A 629-nucleotide genomic window follows, 5' to 3' on the forward strand; every position below is an offset into this window, starting at 1 on the left:
TAGAGCGCAATGCCAATGGCGCAGGAGTCAGTTTATATCAGCTCTCACAGTCGGCGTTACGGCATATTTTGAAGCATTATCGTTGTGCTTTGTATGTGGATTTTCCAGATGTAGCTCCTTCACGTAATCGTGCAGAAGAGAAAGCTAAACAAGCCTATCCAATGGTGCACTTATTATCATCTAAGGCGGTGATTAATTGGGACACGATGACCGTTGGCAATCAGGTGAAGCTAAATTTAGTCGTTATTGAAGAAATGATATCTGAACGTGGTGAAGATGGCTTTAGTACCAAATCAAAACTGCAGTATCGAGTATTGCGTCTAGAGGATGTAGGCTCAGGTGAGTTTGCTTACACAGTAGAGATTTACACCAAGTCAGATAAAGGCGATTGGGTTGGTCATGGCCGTAAGATGCCAACGGATTACAATGGCGATCCTTGGACTTATATTCCATTTACGTTCCTTGGTGCAGTCGATAACTCGGCTCAGATTGATAATTCGCCGTTGCTGGAATTAACAGATTTAAATCTCGCACATTATCGTGATAGTGCTGACTTTCAAGAGTCAGTCTATTACATGGGGCAGCCGCAGTATTATGTTACGGGTGTAGATTGGAATTGGTTTCAAGAA

The 629-nt window shown here is 42.8% G+C and carries 1 protein-coding gene; it reads left to right on the forward strand.

Annotated features, from left to right (window positions below):
• Positions 1–629 (forward strand): DUF4055 domain-containing protein (locus tag RFH42_RS16855; protein WP_308977092.1); only part of this gene is annotated, 629 nt, incomplete at both ends.

The sequence above is a fragment of the Acinetobacter rudis genome, assembly GCF_031157835.1.
GTDB classification, from domain to species: domain Bacteria; phylum Pseudomonadota; class Gammaproteobacteria; order Pseudomonadales; family Moraxellaceae; genus Acinetobacter; species Acinetobacter rudis_A.